Here is a 22,127-nt window from a genome sequence, read left to right as displayed (position 1 = left end):
GGGCTTCCACGGTGTAGCCGGCGCCGGTGATGGTTATGGTGATTTTGTCGGGTTTCGGATTGGACATGGCTATACTCCGGCGATATCGAGCGCAATCTGTTGGTACTTTTCGCTATCGCCAACCCGTTCGTACAAGCGCAGATATTGGCTAGTGGCTGTGACCTGGATCGAGTCTTTCAAAGCCTCCATTGCTTGACGCCACTTCGGGTGGTCGATCTTGACTCGCATCAACCCAAATATGCGGCCGGTGTTGATGTTGCCTTGCTTGTCAGTTTGAAAGGCATGCTCCACCAGCACTTTGATTTCCGTGCTGCTGTTTTGCGCCCATTCGTGGATACATTCGTCGATTAACGACTTTGCGACCTGTAGCCGTTCGTCAAACGCTAAGGCATCGCTCACTGCCAGCAGCACTTTGTATTTGCCGTCGAAAGACACCAAGGCAATGTTGCCTTTTTTGCCGCCCCATTTGACGCCGTATTGTTCGGCGGATACGTCGCAAAACGCTGCGATATCGGCTAACACCTGGTGTTTCCATGCCTTCATTTGCTCTTGGAGCCGCAGGCCTTGAGCGACAATCTCCCGGACCGTGTCGTCCCGTAATTTGTCGATATCCTTGATCGCATCTTCAGGCACCAAGCGGCCGAAGCTATCCTGCCTGTACTTTGTTTCGGTGGTCATACCAAACCTCTTTTCGTCTCGAAGTTACGGCCGTTTCGGCCATGGGATTTGTATTTCGCGGTCGGCTCCTGCGGCCGAACGCGGGCAATGTATTGGTTGCCGCGAAATTGCGGGCCGCCCGGGCGGTCAAGCTCGGCCTGGATCGCAATCGCATTCATAGCCAAAACTCCCGGCCGGCGGCCCAAACCAGCGCGCCGCACAGGGCGATAAACACCAGGGCCAGCGCGGCGCGGTAGCGGCCGACGCGGCGGTTGAGCGCATCGATAAGGGCCGCGGCCGGCGCATGGCGGACGTGGTCGGCCTCGATATCGTTACCGGTGGCGATCATCAGGCCGCTAAACATGCCCAATACGAAGCCGATGACGGCCAGCATCACGGCCGGCAAAATGACGGTGATATCCATCAGAGGCCTCCGGTTTTGACGATGCCGACCACGGCGGCGCCGAGAATCAGCAACGTGACGCCGAACGCGAAATAAGACGCGGTCAGCTCGGCTTTAGCATCTTCGGCTTTCCGGCGTTCCTGCTCGCTCATACGCAGATACGCTTGCATGCGGTTGTCTTTTTCGGATTGCATCCGGAGCAATTTCGGCACTGGGTCATAAACCCTTGGTGTCATGCGGTTCATCTCATACCTCCCGAATCAAATCGGCTGACAATTTATCGAAGCCCAGCGCGGCCGCCTGGTTGAGCGCGGCCGTGACCAGGTTGTTGACCATCAGCGGGTACATCAGGCTGATGGTTTCGCGGGCTTTACTGTCGCGTTTGCTGAAAATCAGGCGGGCGCGAATGGCGTCCATAGCGTCCGGCTCGAAGATAGCCGCCGGATCGGCGCCGACCCGGTCGAACTTGAAGCGCAGATAGCCTTCCAAGTGCGCATCCAGCGGCGGCAGTTCGACCAGCTCGCAGCGCTGTACCACTTCGCGTACTTCCAAGGACTGTCCGGATAATTTGGTTTTAAGCTCGGTTTGTCCGATCAGGATTACCCCAAGCAACCGTGAGAATCCCGCTTTTATTTCGAGAAACCGCTTGAGATGCTTGAGCGTTGGCGTGGGCAGCGAATGCGCTTCTTCAATCAGGATGACGTGTGAATTTTTAGAGCGTGCACTATGTTCCAGCATGGACGAAACTTGCCGAGCCCGCGCTTCCGCTGAACGTTTTGGACTAGCCGTCGAGTCAAGGCTATAAATGATTGCCTCTTCGATATCGCCGGATTTCAGCGTCCGGCCTTTTTTATCGTTATCTTCCATCCGCCGCACCGATGGCTCAATCAAGATTACAGGTGCGCCCTCGCGCCAGATGCGATCTTTTAGTTCATCCACCAAGGTGGTCTTGCCGGCGCCGGATTCGCCGACGATAGCCAGAAATCCGCTGCCATGTCTGGCAATAGCCCACAGGTGTTCTCGTACAGCGCGGGCGTCTGGAGTCATGAATAAATCGGACGCTTGCTCTATATCGTTTTCGAACGGATCACGGAATAGTCCGAATTGTTTTTTGGCTTGTGGTGACAAGCTTTTGCGTTGTAGTAACATATCGGCGACCTCCTCGGTCAGTGTTTGCGCGGGTTCTGCCGCGTTTTCATTTGCGGTCTCGGCTGTTGGCGCAGTCGAGACGGCTTCAAATAGGGCGGCGGTCACGTCCACGCCCCTTGGTTCCAATACACCAGCAACCCGCTGCATCAACTCGAACGAATCCGGCTTTTTCGGCCAAACCTCGTGATTGATCCATTGCGCGATGGCCGCCGGGCTCAGCTCTACCAGCCTCGCCAGCTCGGCTTGGCTCATGGCGATATCGGTCAGCGTTTGTTTCAGTGCAAGCATGGGGCTTGCTCCTTACGCGCTTGCTGACGGCGTTGGATATCGGCGGCGAGCCCAGCGGCAGCGTGAGTAATCTCGCGCAAGTGGTCGTAGGCCTCCTGCACCATCATGCCCGGCAGCGACGCTTGGGTATCCAGACCGGATTCCGTTTCCGCCGTAGTCGGCTGATGCATGACGATTACCCTCACGCCGCTAGGCACGCTAGGCTCGTCTTCGATGATCAGATACGCTTTCATTCGACCTCCGTTACCAAGCCCGGATACTCGTTAAAAAACGCTTCTGCCGGGGTTTCGTTTTGCCAGTTGCTAACCCAGGCCTCGCGGTCGCGGACCAGGTGGGCCGCGCCTTCGGCGGTGGCCAGTTCGATCAACGCGGCGTACCAGTCGTCTGCGGTTTCGTAGTTGTGTTTTCTCACGCGGCCTCCTTCAAGCGCATATCGACGCCGTCGCCAATAAGCGTGATCGAAAGCGCGACAAAATCGGGATCCAGCCCAAATTGGCCGAGATACAGCACACCCAACACGCCGGCATGGATCACGCGGCCGGTGTATTTCAGCGGCGCGCCGTCACGCATGGCCGCGGCGGTATGCAGTGTTTCGCGCAGCTCAAGGGTGTCGCCGGGGAAGTAGTCTCGGTCGTTTTTGCGAATTTGGCAGCGCAGTTCGCCGCTAAGCAGTTCCGGCACGTATTCCGGATCGAGTTTTAAAGCGTGTTTAGCCATGTGTTTCTCCTCGGTTGATATCCAGTTCGTAATCGCAGATCGCTTCATGATTCGAACAAAACATGAATCCGGTCGTCGCGACGCGAACCATTCGGTTATTGCAATACGGGCAGCGTTCGTCGGTCAGTTGATGTACGCATTTACCGCCGCCGCAATTCAGTACATTGCAGGTCCACATCTCACACCGCCTGCAATTTGGCCCGCCCGGCCGCACTACGACCCGCAGCCAGGTCGGCCAGGACTTGTTCCAATTCCGGCTCGGTGGCGCCGTCCGGGAAGCGTTTCGCCAGGTCCGGCAGCATGGCCGGGTCGTAGTCGTCGCGCAGGCGGCCGGCCAGCCATTTCGCCATTTGCACCCGGTTCATGCGATGCAGTTCGCGGGTTGGGGATTCCAGGCCGGCGTCGGTGCCGCGTTTGGGCAATACGGTTTGAATTTCGGTCTCGTTGGCGACTTTGAACGGATCGATCTTGCCTTCGAACGGGGCGTAACCCTTGCGGCTTCTGACCTTTTTGGCGTCGTCCAGGTTGGTGGTTCCGGTCGCGATTTGCGCTACCAGCTTGCGGTTGGTGTCCGCTACCGTGTCAGCATGCGAGGCGTAGTTGTTGCCAATTACCGGGCCGTCGGCATTAAAGCCCCATTCGTTGATGGTTACCTGTTCCAGTTCGACATAGGTTTCCCGGTCGTCGTCGCCCATGATTACCGCCATGACCATGCCGTTGAGCGGGTTATCGCAGACCAATACATCGTCACCCACCTGCACGAACGGCAGCTTGCCAACCTTCCATTTGCCCTTGTAGCTGATGGTCAGATCGCCCGATACCTTGCGGCTTTCCGGCTTGCTGGTGGCCAATGCCAACAGGTCTACCGCCTCATTCACCGTGCGCAATTCGTGCGGCTTGATGTGCAGCCAGCCTTCGGTGCGGGTCATGCCGGTGCGGGTGTGTTTGCGCGTGGCGTTGAAATAGCGCTGGTAAACGTCGGCATGGCGGTTGAGGTCGGCGATGCTTTTGATTTTGTGGCCGCAAAAGCGCAGGCCTTGCTCAAAGTTGACCTCGACCAGATTGTTGCCGTTTTCCACCTGGCCCTTGGAGCGGGGCGCGCCGGGCTTGTTGACATGCAGCTCTATGCCCAGCCGGTCGCAAAAGCGCTGCACCAGGCCGGCCGAGGTGGCACCAGGGTCTACCTGGATGATGAACGGCACGCCGTAAAACGGGTCCAGCGTCAGGGCGGCCTTGGGTTTGATCATCCAGGCGATGAACTGCACGGTATGCTCGCCGCTCTCGGAATGCGGGAAGTAGCGCCAACGAATCACGCCGCTGCAATGGTCGGTACCGACATAACGGATTACCCGCTGCTGGCTGATCTTTTCCAGATTGCCTGGCTTGTTTTTGTAATGCACGGCCTGGTTGGTCTCGATCAATGATTCGCCGGTCGGCAGGTAATACAGGGTGCAGACCGAGGCGTCGATTTGCCAGACGTGGTTCGGGTGCTTGCTGCGCAAGTTGACGTGCGGCGCGGGCCGGCGCAATTGCTCGGGATGCAGGTTGTAGCTGCGCAAGGCGCGGGCGACGGCCGAGTCGGACAATTCAGTCAATTCGCCGGTGTCGGTGTCCACATTGGCGGCCAGGATCAGGCCGTTGGCGCGCAAGCTGGCTACGGCTTCGCCAATTGCCACCATCTTCTTGTTGTTTTGCCGGTAGCCCTCCATCAGGTAGGCCGAGATGATATGCGCTTCCGCCAAGGACAATTGGTGGTTGCCGGCATCGGCGCGACGCTTGCGGCTGTTGACGCGGATCATGGATAACTCCCGATGCAGGGTTTGCAGCGATACGCCCAGAAATGCGCAGGCTCGCTTGTAAACGTCGCCTTTTTTGCCGTGGCCGGCGTTATCGGCCTCGTGCATGATGCCGACCAGGTATGCGGTATCCAGAGAGGCCATAAACATTACTCGCTGTCCGCTTGCGCCATGCGGGCGGCAAATTCGGCGGCGCCCGGTACCACCACTTCCGCGCCGGCCGCCATGGCCGCCCAGATCGGGTCTATCGGCGAGGCGTTGATGGTGTCCGGCAAGTCGTATTCGCCCTGTAGGATGTTCAGCTCGCGGCTGATCTCGATCAGGCAGGTCGTTAGAAAGGCCGTTTCGCTGACGCCGGTTTGCTCGGCATACTCGTACAAGGCTTTAACGTGCTTGCGCAACTCGGTCATGACGTTGGCCTTGATGCCGGCTGCGCTGATTTGCAGGTTGCTGCGCAGGTCTAACAAGCGTTGTTCGGCGCTGACCGATTTCTGTTTGGTTTCCAGCAGGGCCAATTGTTCGGCTTGGCGATCGATGACGCCGGTTTTGTCTTTGATGACCTTATCTTTGGCCTCTATCGTATGGGTCAACTCTTCGGCGCGTTTGGTCAGCTCCGCTTTTTCCCGGTGATGCTTGGCCGCCATCTCTTGCATCAGGTCCAGGGCTTTATCGAGGTTTTCTTCCTCGATAGCTTGGGCGATCAGTTGGCGGTCGTCGGCCGGCAGCGCTTTGAGGGCGTTGTAGTCGCGTTGGCGGAAGCCGATTTTTTCGGCTTGTTCGTAGAGTTCCGGGCCGAGTTGGTTGTAGTTGCTGACCAGCTCCGCGATACGGCGATATGATTTCCCCAAGAACACTTCGCAATATTCTGAAAAATCTGCGACCTGTCGCACGTTTCCTTCGGCATCTTTGTAAGGCAATCCCTTGTATTTCTTGGATTCGCGAACTTTTATCGCAATTTCGGCTGTCAATTTATCTGCGACCTGTCGCATAAATCCAGCCACTTCTAATTGTCCAATAGCCTTGACCACATCAAAGCTATCCAACACTGCCGCCTGAGCAATGCCGGCCTGTTGCCCGGCCTCGACCAATTCGTTGACGTTCTTTTCCTGTACCAGCGTCACGTCGGTATCGGGGGCTTTGGTTTCCATCGGAGTGCGGGCCATGGTTATCCTCTGTTCATGCGTTGTTTTAAGCCTGCCACCTGCTGCTCGGCGGTTTGCATGGCGTTCAAAATCTGTACGGCGATGCGGGCGAATTTGCTGAGGCCGGGCCGTATGCGGCCGGTTTCCTGTATCCGCTCGGCATAGCCCGCTTCGATCAAGGTATTGACGTAGCTGTTGATGGCCGACAGGTTGAACCCGGTCTCCTCGGCAATTTCGGTCGGCGTGTAGCCGTGGAAATAGTTACGGTTCAACACGTCCAAAACCTTGAACACCTTGACCGCGCTGTTGCTCATGCGTGGTTGATTGGTGTTAGCCATGCCTTACTCCGAATCCAAACACAACGAATCCCGGCTTTTGTTCAAAATTAGTGACATAGGTGATGTCCAGAATGAGATGACGCCCTGTAGGCATGCCGTACTCTTTGTCCGATTCATTCCAAAGGTCTGGGTCGTATTCCCACAGCATCACTGAGTCGCCTTTTTGAAAGCCACGATCTCGGTTATCTCGGATTTCAAATAACTTATCGCCTGACAAAACCGCCTCAAAATAGGTTTTCAAGCATTGGAGTCTGTGTTGCTTCATTGGTTAACCCTCCTCATCAAACGGCAGCTCCGGCTGCCGGTATTTTTCGACGTTGCCTTTGTGCCAGGCGGTTTGTTCCAGCAGGGTTTGCAGGCTGGCCAGGGTTTCGTCCAGGCCTTGCAGCTCGCCGTAAAACGTAATCAGCAAGCCGGTGGCGGCGTTGCAGTCGGATTGGAAATGGTGGATTTCGCCGGCGCCGCACTGTTTGCCGCGCGGCACCTCGATCACCATCTTGCCGGCGCTCTCCACCAACCAGCGGCTGACGTAATCCGTGCCGCAATGCATTTCAAAGCCGCGAATCAGCTTGGCCGGCATGTCGCCTTCGCCGATCCACTTGTATAGCGTCCAGTGGTTAACGCCCATCAAATCCGCAATGCCTTCCACGCTGCGGTTGTGTTTGTGTTTGGCATAGCGGATACACCAGCCGAACGCATCCTGTATGTTGCTGGGGCGCACATTGCGCCAATTGGTTTTACTCATTGGATTAAGCCTCCAGGCCTTGGTCCAAACAAAAAAGCGTTTTGCATCTGTGCAAGCTTGTTGCAGAATGACAAACTGAAACCCGTCTTAAACACGAACGGGAAACAGCCATGAATAACAAAGCTAATCGCGGCATGACGTATGTGTGTCCGCATTGCGAGCATCGGATGCAAACCGCAATTCCAGAACCTGACCATTGGCCGGCGCAAGCGTCAGAGATAGACCAGACATATCGCCGCTTATGCGAACGTTGCGATCGGTATGCGGTACCGCTGCCTTATTGGCTGGCGATCGGCCAAGAACAGAATGTCTGGAGCAGTACGATTTTTTCCAGCTGCCCCAACGCACCGGATTGCTGGAAGCATGGTCAATATGATGCGACGTGCGAGAAGGGGTTGATGCAGCCGAAGTGCTTAGTTTCGATACATCAAACGCTGAACACGATTTTTTCCCATTTACCGCTTTTTCATACAGATCGGGACAGCGGGCATGAATGAACAGATACATCTGTACCAGCGTCATGCCATAGCGTTTGGCCAGTTGGCGGAAATTGCCGCCGTTATGCGGTTTGAAATCTCGAATCACCGACTCGGCGAAATCATTCATATTTCGGAATGCCGGCGCGTAAAGGGCAAGGCCCGGCTCATCCGTCGGCCTGGGGCGTGCTGGCTGATACAGCTCGGCAGCCATGGCATGAGTCACGGTGCGCTTGCCATTGGCGCGGGTGCCCTCAGACACCATGACGCCAATGACGCCGGATTGCAGTGGGCGGCCATAGCGGTCTAACTTGGCGCTGCAGAATTGATTGAATGGTAGATACATAACAACTCCTAATGGGACGCGAACAATGAGTGACATTTACGCGAAACAGAACCCCATGCCGCCGCTAAGCCTTGAAGAGCGGCTAACGGTGCTGGAAATCCAATTGGAGACACTGATGTTCGCGGCGTTTGCAAAGCAGCCACTGTTGCAGCGGGATTGGGCCGAAAGTCTGCACACGGTGGCGCAAGTTTCCGCAGCACATCAGTCGCTGCCAGCGAATGTGCTTCGCGCACTAACAGCCCATGCAGATAGGCTTGTAGAGATTGATCGCTATGCGGATTGGCTAAAAGACTCGTTACGGCTCGATCCAGCTCAGCCAGGCGAAGATCCGACCGAAAGTCTCGAATGAGGTTGTAAACCTGCTGTAGCGGTAATTGGTATTTCGCCGCCAGCTCGGCATGGTTGCGGCCGTTGAAGTCGGCCCAGAGTTGTTCGGGGGTAACGTTTAGCATGATCGTGTCCTCGGTCGGTGGTTGCGGTTAAGCGGCTTGCTGGTTGGCGCCAGCGGGCGACGCTTTGATGCCTAGCGCCACGGCGATGTTATGGGCGCGGCCGCGGCGACATTCGTAATAGCCGTTGAGGACCAGAATCACCTCGCGGGGCGGAAAGCCGTGCTTGCGCGCCCAACCGGTAATGGTTTCACCGGCGGCGTAGAATTCGGCCTTAACTTGGTCGGGGGTTTTCACAGCGGTAGTCATGGGAATATCTCCTAGTGCAGTAAGCCGGCGTCGCGCATGCGGCGCTTGTTGGCGGTAATGGTGTTGGGTGATTTGTGGCCGGTCAGCGCGCAGATTTGCTGGCGGCTCATTTCGGCCTCTACGCCCTGGCGAATGGTTTGCCAATGCGGCTTGATCCAGTACAGCGCGGCGGCCTCGCGTTCGGTTTGGGCCTTGACGGCGGCTTCCATGCTGCGGAAGGCGTTGAGGAAGTCGATCTTCCATTGCAGAGCCTTGGGGCCGGTGAAGCCCATGGCTAGGATGGCGAAACCTTCTTCGGTCATGGTGTACATGATTTCTTGGCGAACGCTGTTATTAGGGCCAGGTATGTCGTAGAACGTGGGCGCAAAATTGCGCCGACGAAACTCCTCATCCTGGCAATCGGCGAGCAGTTTTTTAAGGGCTTTCAAAACATCTTTGTGCTGCTTTTGAAAATGCTCGGCCACCTTCAACGAGGTGGTGAATATCTGGCCGGCGCTTTGCTCAACCAGCAAGGTTTCGGGAAATAGATCGGTGTTCATATTTGCGTCCTCGGTTTGTGGAATTGTTCGTTTTGTAATTTTGTTAAGGAGTAACCATGTGCATTAAAGACCCGCCGACCTTCGGCCCAGGACCACTAACCCTGGAAAATGCTGAAGAATGGTTAAGCTGGCTAGAAGACGTTGCCACTATCGTGCGCGACTCTTCATATGCCGCCCGCGTGATACAACTGGCTTTGTTTGCCGAACTGGTCAAGAAAGGCATCATTGACGGCGAGCGTTTCATTGTTGACCTGACGACTTTGCTACCGCGCATGGAACATGAGGGTTACCGGCTGGCGTTACGGCATGGGATAGACGATCTTGCTGAACAACTAGCATTGCTAAAGCATGACGGCAGCGGGCGCGAACGACCTCACTAGGCTCACGGGGGAATCGATCAGTCGGAAGTAGTATGGGTAACGCTTGATTCATGTTGGCGTCCTCGGTCTAGTGTTGTTTTTGGTTTGGCGTTGCCGTGTGTTGTGTTAATTATTTCACGAACGTGAAATTAGTCAATAGGCAATTTTTCATTTATGAAAAAGATTTGTGAACGTTTGCTCGAAGAACGAGAACGGCTAAAGCTCAATAAGGGGCAAATGGCCGCTGCTGGCGGTATTGCAAACAGCACCTATACGAATTACGAGGAAGGCAGGCGTTCGCCTGATGGGGATTTTTTGGCAGCCATCGCTGCCGCCGGCGCTGACGTGCAATACATCCTGACCGGGGTGCGCTCGGCGTCCGCACCGGATGCGGTATCACTGAGTCCCGACGAAAAGGTCTTGCTTGACCACTATCGACACATTGACGACAAGGAGGATAAAAGCGCCGTCATGAAGCTGGCGATGCGAAGTGCGGACGCCGCCGCAAGACCAGGGACGACGCAATCAAGGACGAAAAAAGCGGGCTAGGTGGATGGTTTTTTAACAACTCAAGAGGAGAATAAGAATGGGCGTCATAACAGGATTGGGCGCATTTGCGATTGCTGTATTTGCATTGTTTCTGGCTATTTTGTGGACTGTGTTGCCATTTGCCGTGTTTCAAATGCGCGAGCAATCGATTAAGCAAACCCAGATATTGCAAGCGATTGCCGACCACCTTGCCGATTTGAAGGCTTTATCCGCTCCAAGCCGGTTGCCGCCGGCAAATCAAAGCAATCCGACCAGCTCATCACCCCCGAGCGCTACCACGCAGCATGTCAAGGAGCCTTTCCAATCGAGCGGAGATGGCGTTGAACAGTGGTTTTCTCGATGAATCGGGCTAGGAGGATACAGTGCTGGATACAGGCCTATTATCCAGCCTGATCAGCGCCGGCGCGGTGTTAGCCGGCGCAGGGCTGCAACAAGCATTTTCGCTGCTTGGCAAACGCGCCGAACAAAAGCAGGCCATCCGCAAGCTGAGGCGGGAGAAGCTGGAGGAATTGGCGGACTTGGTATTTCGGCATCAAGTGGCGTCGCTGGCAACGTTCGAGCGGTTTGTACAGTGCTCGAGGACCAAACAATGTTTCGAACCTCTTCCAATAGCGCCGGATCAATATGCTTTGCAGATTTGTTCCTTATCGCTGTTATTTTTTCCAGATTTAAAAGCATTGGCGGATGATTTTTTGAAAGCATCGGTTGACCTCCAATTTATCTATGCTGCCGGCGAATCTGATCAATTACGCCCCGCCAGTCAAAGGGAAAATAAGGCTAGGCAGGCGCTGCAAGATGCTATGGAGCGTTATGCCAAGCGGTTAGGCTTTCACGATTAAGACCTATATTCTTTTGGCGGCGGATCGTCTCCCGCCGGCAGTCTCAGCATCCGCCGCCACACCCGGTTAAAAACCCTCGGATCGGCGGTTACCTCGCTCCATTTCGTACCACCCCGACCTTCGTAGAACGCCTTGATGCGCTGATAGTTGCGGTCGGCGCGCTGGCGCCAGTCATCCGCCATCGGCTAAATCCAGTTCCCAGGTGTTTTCGGATTCCCCGCGCTCGACGATCCGCCATGGCCTGGGCATTTTGCGCCGCGCTGCCCGTTTTACCCGGAAGCGGTTGGCGCCCAATGGCATCAATACGGAAATCGCTTCCTGCAGCCGTTCCAGACCGTTTGTGCCCAGGCCGGCGTGCAGTTCGACGGTGCGATCGTCGAGCCACTTAACCGATACCACGCCATCGAATTCGTCGCGCGCCTGGTAACTGCTCCCCTCCGGATAAAACCGTATCGTGCCGGCCTCACGCGTGTAATGCGCCGCCATCGTCAATTACCAGCGTTGGTAAATGCCGCGCTGCCAGATTTTCCACTCGCAATCCCGCCGATTCTCTAGCCCTTCGTTAATTTCGCCTTGGCTTTTGTTCCAGGCTTTCCAGGCGCTTTCCAGGTTGGGATAGTCTGTGACCGCTCGCGGATCGTTGATCAGTTTGAGGACGCTGGATTTTCTAAATGCACCGACCCCGATATTGAAGACCAGTAACACCAATGCATCGAATTCCTGCTGAGTGAGTGGCACGACAACGGCATGATGAATAGCGTACTTTGCCGATGTCGTGGACTTTTCCAGCAACGCGGCGGCACGCGATTTATCGATACCGTTTGCGAATTTCGGCCAATCCACTTCGGCAATCAGATAGCCGTAGCCGATCGATGCACCCGGCATCCATTCGGCAATCGGTTGACCGGTTTGGTCGTCGTAGGGCTTCAGACGTAGGGTTTCGATCGATTTCAATAACGCCAGGCCTTGCTGGCTTAGGCTCAGATGGTCGTTAATCATGGGCATTCCTCATTTGGCGGAGTTGTTCGGTGAGTTTTTCGATTTCGCCGATCCAGTACGGATCGCCGGTGTCGTCGGCCATACGTTTAGCGTGGGCTAAATCCTGATTGATCTGGCGGAGCTGCTGTTCGCGTTGGCTTTGTTGCTTCTGCGCCTGGTCTGTCGTGGTTTCGGCCCCGTCCAGCCAGCGCCGTTCGGTGAGCCAGCCTTCGGCCATCTTCGCAGCGCGGCCTTCCGGCAGGTTTTTGCGTTGCGCGGCTTCGCGCTTGGCGGCCTGGACGATGCGGTCGTATTCCTGTTTGGGTAATTCGCCCATTTGCAGCCAGCGGGCGGCGGCGCGGTCGCGGCCTTGTTTGTAGTCGAATGCGGCCCAGAACAAATCAAAGGCGGCTTTCATGATCGGATATTTGGCGAGCTGGTCGTAGGCGCGCGGAATGTCGCGCGGGCCTTGCTTGTTCGGGTCGCCGTAGCCGCGCTGGCTGAGCTGGTCCCATAGCTTTTCCGCCATCGCAATCGCTAGCGCGGTATCCCATTTGCCGGTTTCGGCGTTTTTGGTTTGCGGCAAGAAGGTTAAAACCGCCTGCTGAATAAAGTCCCGCTTTTGCATACCCCTGTCCGACCAGCTTTGTTGGTAGGCATTTTCAGGCGGTAAACCCCGGTTTGATGTTAAAGCGGTTTAACTCGGCGACCGGGCCGGCGGCGTCATACTGCTCCCGCACTGACCGAGAGCAGTGTTTCTTCCTTCCTAGCCCCGGCAACGGGGCGTTTTTTGGAGCGTGTATGTCTTTTCTGATGTGCGATCTTGCTATCAAGCATTTAGCAGTGCAGCAGGCGAAAGCCACGGTCGCCAAATTCACCCGTACCGTGGGCGGCGTTAACGAGAGCCTGGCATGGCACCGGAACCGAGTGGAACAGTTGCAGGACGATCTGGCGTTTTTTCAGGATCAGAGGGCGGCGGCGGAAGCCAAGGCGGCAAAGTGCCGGGAAGCCTACGGCGCCGCCTGGCTGGCGCTGATCAATAGCGGCATCTCGCACCGGACGCTGATGCGCGTGCTGCGCGTCGTCAACGAAGCATGATCCGGCGCCTACTTTCTCTGATTTTGTGCTTGTGGCTTTGGCTCAAGCCCCCAAAAGCGACCAATGTTCGCCTGGTCGCGACCCTCCCAAGCGGCGAACGCATTATTTTGGAGCCTGACATGGCAAAACGCTTTTCCCTGGCCACGGCCTTTATCATCATTTCCTTGGTCGGTTTGACGCCGGCCGGCGCTCAGACCTTGGTGGACGGTGCTTTTTCGCTGATTTCTACTGACGACAATGTGTTGAAGGTGGTCAATTTGGACGACGGCACATTCAAGGTCGAGTTCGTCGGCCCCGGCGAAGCCAAGTTGGTGGCGTCGGCCGATGCCGATCTATCCGACGCCGTGCGGCAGATTTATCAGGAATTCGAGTTTCTGGTCTACGACCAGGCAGCCGAAGCCGACCATATCGATTTGATTATTTTGGACACGGTGCCGCGGGCAGCGGCGGACGATGCGGGTGGTGCGGAGAACGTCGCCACGGGAGGTGAAGCCGCGGCCGACGCCGCTGCTGAGACCGATGGCGCCGCGGACGCCGAGCAATCCGCTTAACCGTCCAAAACGGAGGCCGCCGCGCGCGGCCTCTGACCCACCACCCGAGGGGGATGCAATGGATAAACACATTTTCAAGAGCCGTACCTTTTGGTTCAACGTGGCTGCCGCGTTATTGCCGCTACTGGCCGACAACGTCGAGCTGGTACGCGACTACCTGCCGGATGGCGGCTACCTGGTTTACATGTGCCTGGTGTCTGCCGGCAACGTGTATCTGCGTACGGTGACAACGACGCCGGTGAGACTGAAACGATGAGCGCCTATTTGATGCTATTGGCGGCTATTGCCGTGTTGCTGGCCATTTGCGCGGCCCTGATCTACCGGAACAAGGCCCAATCCGCGCAGCATAAACGCGAGTTGCAAAACACTATCGTCGAGGCGATGGCTGCGACGGTCTCGCACCGCAAAAAGCTGGATGACGACCTGGCGGTCGTCGGGGAGAAACACCGTGAGGAAACCGTTATCGAGCGCCAGCATTTGGCTGATCGCCGCGATTTTGACAACGATTGGGGCGGGTTGCCAGTCGAGCTTACCGGTAACAACGCCGCAGATCGTGGCGCTGCCGCTGCCGAGCCGGCCGGTACTGCCGGCGATTAAGGCGGAAGAGCTGCAATGCCTGCCGGACGACGCCTACGCGCGACTGGCGGAACGCAATCGGCTGCAACGGCAATACGCAGAAACCCTGGAAACAATCATTTTATCGACCCATGGAAACGAGCATGAAGGGACTGGAAGCGCTGGAAAACAGTGAGCACATGACGGAAGACGAGCTGGGCCAGCGCGCCGAGCAGTTCACGCACGATTTGGCGCTGTTGAAGCATCGACAAGCACACGGATTCGACCCCAACGCGATATCGGCCGAATGGTGCGATGCCTGCGGCAACGAAATCCCGGAAGCCCGACGCAAAGCGTTGCCGGGCGTGGTGTTGTGCGTGGATTGTGCGCGGATGGAAGAGTTGCGGGAGAAGCGGCGATGATCGAGTGGATCAAATTGGGGCTGACACTGGCCAATTTTTTCGGCGGTATCGCGGTATTTATTTACCTGCGCGCCGACCGCAACCAACGCGCAACTGTGAAATCGATCAACGATTTGGCCGAATCGGTCAATAAACGGTTTGGCGAAAAGTGCGAACGCCTGGCCAGGCTGGAGGGTGAAGTAAAAACGCTGCCGACCAGAGACCAGTTAGAACGGGAGCGAGAAGTGGCCCGCAGCGAGATTATCCGTATCCACGAACGGATTGACGAATTGAATAAATCCGCCCAGCAAACCCAGTTACTACTGGGCCAGGTGCTGGGCGAACTGAAACAACTGAACAAGGGGCTACCGCATGGCTAACGACATCCAAACCGAAGCGCGCCGACTGGCGATTTTGCAGCTATTGCATGCCGATCCGGATTATTCGATCAACGACTCGCTGATGCAGCCGCTATTGGCTGCCCAAGGCCACGGCGTGTCGATTGCCGTGGTGCGAGCGGATTTCGCCTGGCTGGAGCAAGTCGGCCTGTTGTCGACCAACGAGCTGGCGGGCATGACGCTGGCGGTATTGCGCAACGAGGGTGTAGATGTGGCTACGGGCGTGGCGGTGATGCCGGGCGTGGCCAGGCCGAGGCCGGCGTGATCATTTTTGAACTGCTGGTGGCCATGTATCACGCGATGTTTGTGTTTGAAAGCGATTTTGAAATGCTGATGGCTCAGCATGGTGGGCATTATGAGTAAAGAATTAAAACGTGCATCACTCTCACTCGCTGTCGACGTGCTTTTTTTCAGCACGTTTGCCGGCATTGGATTCACCGGAGGCGCGTTGATCATGCTTTGCCTGTTGGGATTAATCCATGGCTAAAACCTCCACTATCAAAACCCTGCCCGCCGACATCCTGGAGCAACTGCAAGCGCTGTTGCGCGATCCGCGTGTGACGCAATTGGACGCCACCCAGCGGATCAACGCCATTCTGGCCGAACAAGGCCAGGCGCCGGTCAGTAAATCCGCGGTCAATCGCTACGCGCTGCGTATGGCGGAAGTTGGCGCGAAATTGCAACAAAGCCGTGAGGTTGCCGCGATGTGGATCGGCAAGCTCGGCAGTGAGCCGCAAGGCGAAGTCGGCAAGCTGCTGAACGAAATCACCCGCAACCTCGCATTCGACGCGGTGATGCAGTTGTCCGAAAGCGAAGAGCCTGCGGCACCGGGCGCGATTAAAGAGCTGGCGATTGCGATCGAGAAGCTGGAGAAGGCGGCGAGCGTGAACCAGGCGCGGGATGCGTTGATTCGCAAGCAGGCACGCGAGGAAGCCGCGAACGAATTGACCGAACAACTGAAGAACGACGGTATCAGCGAAGAGCTGGAAGCGTCGATCAGACGCATCTTGATTGGCAAGTAAATGGCGGAAATCGAAGAACTCCAAACCGCCGACTATTTCCCGGAAAACGAACCCGTTCTGCTGGGCTACCAAGCGCGCTGGTTCGAAGACGAAAGCGAGGTGAAGATTGCGGAAAAATCGCGGCGTACTGGCCTTACCTGGGCTGAGGCGGCTAGTAACGTTATCACTGCATCTAAGCCCAAGCGCCGAGCCGGACGCAATGTATTCTACGTGGGGTCTCGTCAGGAAATGGCGCTGGAATATATTGCAGCGGCATCATTGTTTGCTAAAGCCTTTAACCAGTTGGCCGGCGCCGTGTCGGAAGCCATTTTTAAAGACGACGGCAACAAAGACATTTTGTCTTACACCATCCGCTTCCCCAATTCAGGCTTCAAAATCACAGCCCTCAGCTCGCGGCCCTCCAACTTGCGCGGTATGCAAGGCGATGTGGTCATCGACGAAGCGGCGTTCCACGATTCGCTGCATGAGCTGTTGAAAGCCGCGATGGCGTTGACGATGTGGGGCGCGCGGGTGCGGATCATCAGCACCCATAACGGCGTCGACAACGAGTACAACCAGTATATCCAGGACGCCCGCGCCGGACGCAAGCCTTACAGCGTGCATCGCATTACGCTGGATGATGCCCTAGCCGATGGGGTTTTCAAGCGTATCTGCTATGTGACCGGGCAAAAGTGGAGCCCGGAAGCGGAAGCCGCCTGGCGGCAAAAGACCATCGATAATGCGCCTAGCAAGGAAGCGGCGGACGAAGAATATTTCTGCATTCCCAGCCAATCCGGCGGCGCAGCGTTGAGCCGGGTGTTGATCGAATCGCGGATGAGCCGGGATTACCCGGTAATCCGGCTGAGCAAGGATGCATCTTTCAACGAGTGGCCGGAGCATTTGCGCGTGGCCGAGATTAAAGATTGGTGCGATGCAACCTTGTTGCCAGTGTTGCAAGCGCTTGATCCGCGCAATCAGCATTGTTTTGGCGAGGACTTCGGCCGCCTGGGCGACTTGACGGTGATCGATCCGATGGTGATCGAGCAGGATTTACGGCGTACGGTGCCGTTTAGCGTGGAACTGCGCAATATCCCGTTCAAGCAACAAGAGCAAATCTTGTTTTACATCGTAGACCGGTTGCCGCGGATGATCGGCGGTGCGCTGGACGCCGGCGGCAACGGCATGTATCTGGCCGAACAGGCTCGGCACCGCTACGGATCGGGGCGCATTCACGAGATCAAGCTATCCGACACCTGGTATTTGGAGAATATGCCGAAATTTAAGGCGGCGTTCGAGGATGGCACGCTAATGCTACCGGCCGATAACGATCAACTTAACGATTTGCGCGCCTTGCAAGTAGTCAACGGCATTATCAAGTTGCCGAAAGCCAAGACCGAAACCGGCAGCAACCAGCGCCACGGCGATAGTGCCATTTCGAAGGCGCTGGCGTTGTTTGCCAGTTACAACGGCGCGAGCGAAATTGAGTTCGAAGCCGCCGGAAAGCGCGTGGCGAATGAGGAAAGGCCGGTATATACCGAACGCGGTTTCGGCGCGGTCGCCGGCGGCAATGATTTCATGGGGTTTTAGATGCGATATCACTATACGGATTATTTGGCGCTATTCGCTTTATTGAGCATTTTCATATTGGGAGTTGTTCAACTAATCGGGATGGTGTTTTAACTATGGCGCAATACGTCCAAACCAAAAACGGCATCATCATCCCGGAAGCGGATTATGCGGAGATGACCGCGCTGAGTAAAAAGCCGAGCATGATGGAAATCGCCACCGCAGGCGGCGGCCGGGATATCACCCGCGGCTATATACCGGACAACATGATCATGGCGGCCGGCGATACCGTGCTGGCCACGCGCGGCGGCGGCGATTATGCGATTTACGAGGATATCGCCCGCGACGATCAGGTTAAAACCTGCCGCCAGCAACGCGAATTGGCGTTGATTGCCAAGGAATGGGCCGTCGAGCCCGGCGACAGCAGCCGTAAGGCAAAAAAAGCGGCAGACCGGTTGGAAGCAACGTTGAAGCGTCTGGAATGGGATCAAAAAACCCAAAAAATGCTCGGCGCGGTGCTGTACGGCTATTCGGTGGCGGAAATAATGTGGGCAACCGACGGTACCGAGATCGCCGCTGCCGATATCAAGGTCAAAAACCGCAAGCGGTTCGGTTTTTTGCCGTCCGGCGAGCTGCGGCTACGCACGTATACCAATCAGAACGACGGCGAGGCGCTGCCGGCCTGTAAATTTTGGGCTTTTTCCTGCGGTGCCGACGACGATGACGAACCTTATGGCCTGGGCTTGGGCCATTACTTGTATTGGCCGGTGTTTTTCAAGAAAAACGGGCTGAAATTTTGGCTGACGTTTCTGGAAAAGTTCGGCCAACCCACGGCGGTCGGCAAATATCCGGCCGGCGCCAGCGATCCGGAGAAAGCTCGGCTGTTGCAAGCGCTGGCGTCGATCCAATCTAGCACGGCGATCCGCATACCGGAAGGCATGATTATCGAGCTGCTGGAAGCCACGCGCAGCGGCACCGCCGACTATACCGCGCTGTACGACCGGATGAATGCGGCGATATCCAAGGTCTATATCGGCCATTCCGCCGGCGCCGACTCCACGGCCGGCAAGCTGGGCGGCGACGATAACGCCGGCGACGTGCGAGAGGATTTGATTAAAGCCGATGCGGACCTGATTTGCGGTTCATTCAATCGCACCGTCGCGTGCTGGCTGACCTATTACAACGACGGCCCGGACGTGGCGCCGCCGCGGGTTTGGCGCAAAGTCGAACCGCCGGAAGATTTAGCGGCTACGGCGAATCGGGATAAAACGCTGTTCGATATGGGTTTCAAGCCGACGATTAAGTACATCACGGACACCTATGGCGAGGGTTATGAGGAGAAGCCTGCGCCGGAACCGAATACAACCGAGAGAGCCGGAACCATGGCCGGCGCCGCCACCGTCAACACTGGGCAGGTGGATAATCCTGCCCAGTTTGCGGAAGGCGGCGATATCGACCCGACTAGCAGCGACAGCCAGACCGATCGGTTGGCGATCGAGGCCGGACAGTCGGTTAAGGCTATGGTCGACCAGATTGCGGCGTTTGCCGAACAGGCGGATTCGTTGGAGGCGCTGCGGGATCGGCTGTTGGGTGCGTATGGCGATCTGGACAGCGAGAAATTGACGAACGTGATGGCGCTGGGGTTTGCGGCGGCTGAATTGTCTGGGCGGTTTGATGTGGAGGGTGAGGTATGACGCCAGAAGAACTAAAAAAAATTGCCGACAAAATCGCTAAATGCATGGCGCTGGCCGCTAGTGACAACCCGGCGGAAGCCGAGGCGGCGAAGCGTCAGGCCGATGCGCTGATGAAGAAGTACAACCTCACCAGCGGGGATGTGGCCGCGGCCGCGGTGCATGAAGAATACAGCGATACCAAATCGGTGTATCGGCCGCCGGTCTATTTATGCGGATTGGCCAATATCATCGCCGATGCGTTTGGATGCCATGCGGTGGTGACGCTGGGGCTGGATTTTGGGTTTGCCAAGCGCAACACTCGCGTCAAATTTATGGGCCTGGGAATAAAGCCGGAATTGGCGGCGTACACGTTTGATGTGCTTAGGCGGCTCATCACGCGCGATCGGGCTAAATATGCCGAGTCGTTGCGGAAAAATCTTAAGCGCGACACCAAAATCCGTAGAGCCGATTTATTTTGCCAAGCCTGGGTGGCGGGCATTGCGCAACAAGTGCGCGGGTTCGCCGGCAGCGAGGCGGAACAACAGGCTATTGAAGCCTATAAGGCGCAGAAATTTGGCGAGAATTTAAAAACGGACCAACGTTCCGGCGCGGAAGCCAAGCACGGCAACGACTGGAAGTCGGAGGCCGCCGGATTCGATGCCGCCAAGGATGTCTCTTTGCACAAGCCGGTACAGGCTAAGCGCGGAGCGTTGCTGGGAACATGCCGCTAAAGCTTTCCCCCACTCAAGTCGCCTTCAACGCCCGCGGCGACGGCAAATTCAATCAACCTTTCCAGGAACAGGTCGATTTTTTCCGGCAAAAGCTGAATCTGCCGACCGAGCGTTTCGACGATATCTTGAAAGATGCGCACGACCGCGCATTTGTCGTTGCCGGAGCGATGAAGGCGGATTTGTTGAACGATCTGCGCCTGGCGGTAGACCGCTCGATTGCGGAAGGCAAATCAATCCAGTGGTTTCGCAATGAATTCGACAACATTGTTGCCAAACACGGTTGGACCGGCTGGACCGGCGAAGGGACACAAGCCGGCCGGGATTGGCGCACGCGCGTCATCTACCGCACCAATCTATCGACCAGCTATGCCGCCGGCCGCTGGGCCCAGCTCAACGATCCGGCGCTACTGAAATTGCGGCCGTATTGGAAGTATGTGCATAACGATACCGTGCTGCATCCGCGGCCGTTGCATCAAAGCTGGTCGGGAATGGTGTTGAAGCATGACGACCCGTTTTGGCAAACCCATTTTCCGCCCAATGGCTGGGGCTGCCGCTGCCGGGTGACGGCGGTATCGGCTCGCGAGTACAAAGGGCTCCCGCCACCCGATGACGGCACCTATATATATAAGAGTAGGGACGGCATTGAACATGTGTTGCCGAAGGGGATCGATTACGGCTGGGACTATGCGCCTGGCGCGAGCATTAAGGGCAATCTGCGGACGTTCGTGGAGACTAAGGCGGCAACGCTGCCGGCGCCGATTGCGGAGACGTTCAAGCAGGATGTGGCCAAGGCGGTTAAGCTGCCGGCGGTAAGCGATTCGCTGACATTGCCCAAGTCCGGCTTCGCAAAAGCCGCGGCAAGCCAGGCGCTGAAAGCGATCGATGCGGTCCACGCCATCGAGAATTTGCCGACGATTCCGCTGAAAAGCAGTACCAGCGCCAAGTTCCAGGGCGTGTATATGCATGCCACATTTAGCGGCCGGCCGATCGAAATTGCCTTGTCTAAATCGTCGGTGAACCCGGAATTGACGGTGGCTCACGAGGTTGGCCACTTTATCGATCATCATGGATTCGGTGTGCCAGGAACGTTCTCATCCGAGGCCGATCCACTGTTCGAGGCTTGGCGGAATGCTATCGCTGGCAGCAACGCCACCGCTGAATTGAAAAAGCAGTTGGCCGATGCGACGGATCGTTGGTCGGAAAAGCGGGTGCGTTATTATCTGAAGCCGCTGGAACAATGGGCGCGCAGTTATGCGCAGTGGGTTGCGTTGCGTAGTCAGAATGCGGCTATGCTGGACCAGGTCAAAGCGATTGCGACCAACGCGAAAAACCCGGTCTATGCGGCGTCGCAATGGTCCGATGCCGATTTTGAACCGATTGCGAATGCGATCGACGATATCTTTAGAGCTAAAGGGTGGCTGAAATGAGCGAATCTATGGAAAGCGTGATCAATCAGATCATTCAACAGTATCCGGAAGACGAGTGGATCGAGCGTTGCAAGGCGGCGCTGCCGGATCACGATTTGGGCGATATCTTGAACGCAATCGAGATTTTGTCTGGCGGCGATATCGATCAGGTGGACGGCTAATGGCGACGATCCAATTTGATGGCGAACGGGTGTTGGCGGCTTTGCGCCGGCTGGAAAAGACGTGCTCGGACATGTCGCCTGCTTTGCTCGCAATCGGTGAGTATTTGGTCGAATCGACGAAGCAACGATTCGTGGATGGGATTGGTCCAGATGGAACGCCGTGGCCGGATAACTCGCCCGTAACTATCGAGCGCAAAGGTCGAAATCAACCGTTGGTTGATGAAGGCACGCTGATGGAATCAATCCATTATCAGCTCGTCGGCGGCAATACGTTGGAGATTGGTAGTGCGATGGAGTACGCTGCAATGCAACAGTTTGGCGGGACGAAAGAGGAGTTTCCCTGGCTATGGGGCGACATCCCTGAACGGCCTTTTCTGGGTATTTCGGCAGAGGATGAGACGGAGATTTTAGCGACGATTGAAGACCAACTTTTGGCTGCAATCTGATCGAAAATCCTTGTTGCGTATTTTGCAAGCTTATTGCGAACTCATCCGACGAAAAACGAAAATCATCCCGATAAAAACCGATTTATCCCATCAAATCCCG

The 22,127-nt window shown here is 56.4% G+C and carries 41 protein-coding genes and 1 pseudogene; 20 read left to right on the top strand and 22 right to left on the bottom strand.

Annotation, left to right across the window (positions count from 1 at the left end; translation table 11 throughout):
- Positions 1 to 69: 69 nt before the first annotated feature.
- The 15 genes from NP603_RS13930 to NP603_RS13860 all read right to left on the bottom strand — a co-directional run bounded on the left by NP603_RS13930 (position 70) and on the right by NP603_RS13860 (position 8,057).
- Positions 70 to 678 (bottom strand): DUF3164 family protein, encoded by a 609-nt coding sequence (locus NP603_RS13930; protein WP_256611508.1) that lies wholly within the window; start codon positions 676 to 678, stop codon positions 70 to 72.
- The gene (locus tag NP603_RS13925; RefSeq protein ID WP_256611507.1) at positions 675 to 836 is read right to left on the bottom strand and encodes a hypothetical protein; all 162 of its coding nucleotides are present in this window, start codon (positions 834 to 836) and stop codon (positions 675 to 677) included. Before NP603_RS13925 ends, NP603_RS13930 begins: the two co-directional genes overlap by 4 nt.
- Positions 833 to 1,081 (bottom strand): hypothetical protein, encoded by a 249-nt coding sequence (locus NP603_RS13920; protein WP_256611506.1) that lies wholly within the window; start codon positions 1,079 to 1,081, stop codon positions 833 to 835. Before NP603_RS13920 ends, NP603_RS13925 begins: the two co-directional genes overlap by 4 nt.
- Positions 1,081 to 1,305 carry a hypothetical protein gene (locus NP603_RS13915; RefSeq protein WP_256611505.1) on the bottom strand — a complete coding sequence of 75 codons (225 nt, stop codon included), beginning with the start codon at positions 1,303 to 1,305 and terminating at the stop codon, positions 1,081 to 1,083. The genes NP603_RS13920 and NP603_RS13915 overlap by 1 nt, the downstream gene beginning before the upstream one ends.
- 1 nt (position 1,306) lies before the next feature.
- Positions 1,307 to 2,320, bottom strand: coding sequence for an ExeA family protein (locus NP603_RS13910; RefSeq protein ID WP_256611504.1), 1,014 nt, complete (start codon positions 2,318 to 2,320; stop codon positions 1,307 to 1,309).
- Positions 2,321 to 2,484: 164 nt separating this feature from the next.
- On the bottom strand, positions 2,485 to 2,730 hold the full coding sequence (locus NP603_RS13905; protein ID WP_256611503.1) for a hypothetical protein: 246 nt from the start codon (positions 2,728 to 2,730) through the stop codon (positions 2,485 to 2,487).
- Positions 2,727 to 2,909, bottom strand: coding sequence for a hypothetical protein (locus NP603_RS13900; RefSeq protein WP_256611502.1), 183 nt, complete (start codon positions 2,907 to 2,909; stop codon positions 2,727 to 2,729). Before NP603_RS13900 ends, NP603_RS13905 begins: the two co-directional genes overlap by 4 nt.
- Positions 2,906 to 3,214: a DUF3850 domain-containing protein gene (locus NP603_RS13895; RefSeq protein ID WP_256611501.1), complete on the bottom strand. Its 309-nt coding sequence runs from the start codon at positions 3,212 to 3,214 to the stop codon at positions 2,906 to 2,908. Before NP603_RS13895 ends, NP603_RS13900 begins: the two co-directional genes overlap by 4 nt.
- Positions 3,207 to 3,392 carry a hypothetical protein gene (locus NP603_RS13890; protein ID WP_256611500.1) on the bottom strand — a complete coding sequence of 62 codons (186 nt, stop codon included), beginning with the start codon at positions 3,390 to 3,392 and terminating at the stop codon, positions 3,207 to 3,209. Before NP603_RS13890 ends, NP603_RS13895 begins: the two co-directional genes overlap by 8 nt.
- Position 3,393: 1 nt before the next feature.
- A complete protein-coding gene (locus tag NP603_RS13885) occupies positions 3,394 to 5,160 on the bottom strand; it encodes a hypothetical protein (RefSeq protein ID WP_256611499.1) in 1,767 nt (588 codons plus the stop codon).
- Complete coding sequence (locus NP603_RS13880; RefSeq protein ID WP_256611498.1) at positions 5,160 to 6,173, bottom strand: hypothetical protein; 1,014 nt, start codon at positions 6,171 to 6,173, stop codon at positions 5,160 to 5,162. The genes NP603_RS13885 and NP603_RS13880 overlap by 1 nt, the downstream gene beginning before the upstream one ends.
- 2 nt (positions 6,174 to 6,175) lie before the next feature.
- A complete protein-coding gene (locus NP603_RS13875) occupies positions 6,176 to 6,490 on the bottom strand; it encodes a helix-turn-helix domain-containing protein (protein ID WP_256611497.1) in 315 nt (104 codons plus the stop codon).
- Positions 6,483 to 6,755 carry a DUF3850 domain-containing protein gene (locus NP603_RS13870; RefSeq protein ID WP_256611496.1) on the bottom strand — a complete coding sequence of 91 codons (273 nt, stop codon included), beginning with the start codon at positions 6,753 to 6,755 and terminating at the stop codon, positions 6,483 to 6,485. The genes NP603_RS13875 and NP603_RS13870 overlap by 8 nt, the downstream gene beginning before the upstream one ends.
- Before the next feature lie 3 nt (positions 6,756 to 6,758).
- The gene (locus NP603_RS13865; protein WP_256611495.1) at positions 6,759 to 7,235 is read right to left on the bottom strand and encodes a hypothetical protein; all 477 of its coding nucleotides are present in this window, start codon (positions 7,233 to 7,235) and stop codon (positions 6,759 to 6,761) included.
- 123 nt (positions 7,236 to 7,358) lie between these two features.
- Positions 7,359 to 8,057: a hypothetical protein gene (locus tag NP603_RS13860; protein WP_256611494.1), complete on the bottom strand. Its 699-nt coding sequence runs from the start codon at positions 8,055 to 8,057 to the stop codon at positions 7,359 to 7,361.
- 25 nt (positions 8,058 to 8,082) lie between these two features.
- Here NP603_RS13860 and NP603_RS13855 point away from each other — a divergent pair, with 25 nt between their 5' ends.
- A complete protein-coding gene (locus tag NP603_RS13855) occupies positions 8,083 to 8,406 on the top strand; it encodes a hypothetical protein (protein ID WP_256611493.1) in 324 nt (107 codons plus the stop codon).
- A gap of 37 nt (positions 8,407 to 8,443) precedes the next feature.
- Here NP603_RS13855 and NP603_RS22035 read toward each other — a convergent pair.
- The 3 genes and pseudogenes from NP603_RS22035 to NP603_RS13845 all read right to left on the bottom strand — a co-directional run.
- Positions 8,444 to 8,509 (bottom strand): annotated as a pseudogene (locus tag NP603_RS22035) (hypothetical protein); the annotation flags it as partial.
- A 27-nt stretch (positions 8,510 to 8,536) separates the two neighbouring features.
- Positions 8,537 to 8,755, bottom strand: coding sequence for a DNA-binding protein (locus tag NP603_RS13850; RefSeq protein WP_256611492.1), 219 nt, complete (start codon positions 8,753 to 8,755; stop codon positions 8,537 to 8,539).
- A gap of 11 nt (positions 8,756 to 8,766) precedes the next feature.
- Entirely contained in the window at positions 8,767 to 9,294 is a 528-nt protein-coding gene (locus NP603_RS13845) for a Rha family transcriptional regulator (protein WP_256611491.1), read from the bottom strand.
- A 56-nt stretch (positions 9,295 to 9,350) separates the two neighbouring features.
- Here NP603_RS13845 and NP603_RS13840 point away from each other — a divergent pair, with 56 nt between their 5' ends.
- The 4 genes from NP603_RS13840 to NP603_RS13825 all read left to right on the top strand — a co-directional run bounded on the left by NP603_RS13840 (position 9,351) and on the right by NP603_RS13825 (position 11,041).
- A complete protein-coding gene (locus NP603_RS13840; RefSeq protein ID WP_256611490.1) occupies positions 9,351 to 9,674 on the top strand; it encodes a hypothetical protein in 324 nt (107 codons plus the stop codon).
- A gap of 153 nt (positions 9,675 to 9,827) precedes the next feature.
- On the top strand, positions 9,828 to 10,202 hold the full coding sequence (locus NP603_RS13835) for a helix-turn-helix domain-containing protein (protein WP_256611489.1): 375 nt from the start codon (positions 9,828 to 9,830) through the stop codon (positions 10,200 to 10,202).
- Between the two features lie 37 nt (positions 10,203 to 10,239).
- Positions 10,240 to 10,545, top strand: coding sequence for a hypothetical protein (locus NP603_RS13830; RefSeq protein WP_256611488.1), 306 nt, complete (start codon positions 10,240 to 10,242; stop codon positions 10,543 to 10,545).
- 19 nt (positions 10,546 to 10,564) lie between these two features.
- Positions 10,565 to 11,041, top strand: coding sequence for a hypothetical protein (locus tag NP603_RS13825; RefSeq protein WP_256611487.1), 477 nt, complete (start codon positions 10,565 to 10,567; stop codon positions 11,039 to 11,041).
- Here the strand turns inward: NP603_RS13825 and NP603_RS13820 are convergent.
- Genes NP603_RS13820 through NP603_RS13805 form a run of 4 tightly spaced genes read right to left on the bottom strand, consistent with a single transcriptional unit; the run spans position 11,038 to position 12,647 of the window.
- On the bottom strand, positions 11,038 to 11,223 hold the full coding sequence (locus tag NP603_RS13820) for a hypothetical protein (RefSeq protein WP_256611486.1): 186 nt from the start codon (positions 11,221 to 11,223) through the stop codon (positions 11,038 to 11,040). The two genes, NP603_RS13825 and NP603_RS13820, sit on opposite strands and share 4 nt — an antisense overlap.
- Complete coding sequence (locus NP603_RS13815) at positions 11,213 to 11,527, bottom strand: hypothetical protein (RefSeq protein ID WP_256611485.1); 315 nt, start codon at positions 11,525 to 11,527, stop codon at positions 11,213 to 11,215. The genes NP603_RS13820 and NP603_RS13815 overlap by 11 nt, the downstream gene beginning before the upstream one ends.
- Positions 11,528 to 11,533: 6 nt before the next feature.
- Positions 11,534 to 12,040 carry a lysozyme gene (locus NP603_RS13810; protein WP_256611484.1) on the bottom strand — a complete coding sequence of 169 codons (507 nt, stop codon included), beginning with the start codon at positions 12,038 to 12,040 and terminating at the stop codon, positions 11,534 to 11,536.
- Positions 12,033 to 12,647 (bottom strand): hypothetical protein, encoded by a 615-nt coding sequence (locus tag NP603_RS13805; RefSeq protein WP_256611483.1) that lies wholly within the window; start codon positions 12,645 to 12,647, stop codon positions 12,033 to 12,035. Before NP603_RS13805 ends, NP603_RS13810 begins: the two co-directional genes overlap by 8 nt.
- 173 nt (positions 12,648 to 12,820) lie before the next feature.
- Here NP603_RS13805 and NP603_RS13800 point away from each other — a divergent pair, with 173 nt between their 5' ends.
- The 15 genes from NP603_RS13800 (at position 12,821) to NP603_RS13730 (ending at position 22,027) form a co-directional block, all read left to right on the top strand.
- A complete protein-coding gene (locus tag NP603_RS13800; RefSeq protein WP_256611482.1) occupies positions 12,821 to 13,117 on the top strand; it encodes a hypothetical protein in 297 nt (98 codons plus the stop codon).
- A 119-nt stretch (positions 13,118 to 13,236) separates the two neighbouring features.
- A complete protein-coding gene (locus NP603_RS13795) occupies positions 13,237 to 13,668 on the top strand; it encodes a hypothetical protein (RefSeq protein ID WP_256611481.1) in 432 nt (143 codons plus the stop codon).
- A gap of 58 nt (positions 13,669 to 13,726) precedes the next feature.
- Positions 13,727 to 13,924, top strand: a complete 198-nt coding sequence (locus NP603_RS13790; protein WP_256611480.1) for a hypothetical protein — start codon at positions 13,727 to 13,729, stop codon at positions 13,922 to 13,924.
- The gene (locus NP603_RS13785) at positions 13,921 to 14,265 is read left to right on the top strand and encodes a hypothetical protein (protein WP_256611479.1); all 345 of its coding nucleotides are present in this window, start codon (positions 13,921 to 13,923) and stop codon (positions 14,263 to 14,265) included. Before NP603_RS13790 ends, NP603_RS13785 begins: the two co-directional genes overlap by 4 nt.
- Before the next feature lie 122 nt (positions 14,266 to 14,387).
- Positions 14,388 to 14,645, top strand: a complete 258-nt coding sequence (locus NP603_RS13780) for a TraR/DksA C4-type zinc finger protein (RefSeq protein WP_256611478.1) — start codon at positions 14,388 to 14,390, stop codon at positions 14,643 to 14,645.
- Positions 14,642 to 15,004: a hypothetical protein gene (locus NP603_RS13775; protein ID WP_256611477.1), complete on the top strand. Its 363-nt coding sequence runs from the start codon at positions 14,642 to 14,644 to the stop codon at positions 15,002 to 15,004. Before NP603_RS13780 ends, NP603_RS13775 begins: the two co-directional genes overlap by 4 nt.
- Positions 14,997 to 15,287 (top strand): VpaChn25_0724 family phage protein, encoded by a 291-nt coding sequence (locus tag NP603_RS13770; RefSeq protein WP_256611476.1) that lies wholly within the window; start codon positions 14,997 to 14,999, stop codon positions 15,285 to 15,287. Before NP603_RS13775 ends, NP603_RS13770 begins: the two co-directional genes overlap by 8 nt.
- Before the next feature lie 90 nt (positions 15,288 to 15,377).
- Positions 15,378 to 15,509 (top strand): hypothetical protein, encoded by a 132-nt coding sequence (locus NP603_RS13765; protein ID WP_256611475.1) that lies wholly within the window; start codon positions 15,378 to 15,380, stop codon positions 15,507 to 15,509.
- On the top strand, positions 15,502 to 16,044 hold the full coding sequence (locus tag NP603_RS13760) for a DUF3486 family protein (RefSeq protein WP_256611474.1): 543 nt from the start codon (positions 15,502 to 15,504) through the stop codon (positions 16,042 to 16,044). Before NP603_RS13765 ends, NP603_RS13760 begins: the two co-directional genes overlap by 8 nt.
- On the top strand, positions 16,045 to 17,610 hold the full coding sequence (locus tag NP603_RS13755) for a terminase large subunit domain-containing protein (RefSeq protein WP_256611473.1): 1,566 nt from the start codon (positions 16,045 to 16,047) through the stop codon (positions 17,608 to 17,610).
- A 95-nt stretch (positions 17,611 to 17,705) separates the two neighbouring features.
- Positions 17,706 to 19,283 carry a DUF935 domain-containing protein gene (locus tag NP603_RS13750; protein ID WP_256611472.1) on the top strand — a complete coding sequence of 526 codons (1,578 nt, stop codon included), beginning with the start codon at positions 17,706 to 17,708 and terminating at the stop codon, positions 19,281 to 19,283.
- Positions 19,280 to 19,993: a DUF2786 domain-containing protein gene (locus NP603_RS13745; RefSeq protein ID WP_256611471.1), complete on the top strand. Its 714-nt coding sequence runs from the start codon at positions 19,280 to 19,282 to the stop codon at positions 19,991 to 19,993. Before NP603_RS13750 ends, NP603_RS13745 begins: the two co-directional genes overlap by 4 nt.
- Complete coding sequence (locus tag NP603_RS13740) at positions 19,984 to 21,420, top strand: phage head morphogenesis protein (RefSeq protein ID WP_256611470.1); 1,437 nt, start codon at positions 19,984 to 19,986, stop codon at positions 21,418 to 21,420. The genes NP603_RS13745 and NP603_RS13740 overlap by 10 nt, the downstream gene beginning before the upstream one ends.
- Positions 21,417 to 21,581: a hypothetical protein gene (locus NP603_RS13735; RefSeq protein WP_256611469.1), complete on the top strand. Its 165-nt coding sequence runs from the start codon at positions 21,417 to 21,419 to the stop codon at positions 21,579 to 21,581. The genes NP603_RS13740 and NP603_RS13735 overlap by 4 nt, the downstream gene beginning before the upstream one ends.
- Positions 21,581 to 22,027, top strand: a complete 447-nt coding sequence (locus NP603_RS13730; RefSeq protein ID WP_256611468.1) for a phage virion morphogenesis protein — start codon at positions 21,581 to 21,583, stop codon at positions 22,025 to 22,027. Before NP603_RS13735 ends, NP603_RS13730 begins: the two co-directional genes overlap by 1 nt.
- The last annotated feature ends 100 nt before the right edge of the window (positions 22,028 to 22,127 follow it).

This window comes from Methylomonas aurea (assembly GCF_024505045.1).
Classification (GTDB): domain Bacteria; phylum Pseudomonadota; class Gammaproteobacteria; order Methylococcales; family Methylomonadaceae; genus Methylomonas; species Methylomonas aurea.
The sequence above is the reverse complement of the archived record's forward strand: the minus strand, read 5'-3'. Positions and strand labels throughout refer to the sequence as shown.